Origin of the sequence: Tolypothrix sp. VBCCA 56010 (genome assembly GCF_050875635.1) — a bacterium.
In the GTDB taxonomy this organism is placed as follows: Bacteria; Cyanobacteriota; Cyanobacteriia; order Cyanobacteriales; family Nostocaceae; genus Hassallia.
On record NZ_JBPAOH010000522.1, the window covers coordinates 1 to 239 of the forward strand.

At 56.1% G+C, this 239-nt stretch carries 1 pseudogene; it reads left to right on the forward strand.

Annotated elements, in window-relative coordinates:
- A pseudogene (locus tag AABK37_RS42200) lies at positions 1-239 on the forward strand (WD40 repeat domain-containing protein); the annotation flags it as partial.

Below are 239 nucleotides of genomic sequence, written 5' to 3' on the forward strand. Positions count from 1 at the left end.
GTCTGTCGCTATTAGCGCGGATGGGCAGACGATTGTCAGTGCAGGTGAAGACGGCACTGTGCGGTTGTGGAATTTCCCAGGTCAGCAAAGGGCTGAACCCTTCGGTGGTCATCAGGGTAGGGTCTATTCTGTCGCCATTAGCGCGGATGGGCAGACGATTGTCAGTGCAGGTGAAGACGGCACTGTGCGGTTGTGGAATTTCCAAGGTCAGCAAAGGGCTGAACCCTTCGGTGGTCATC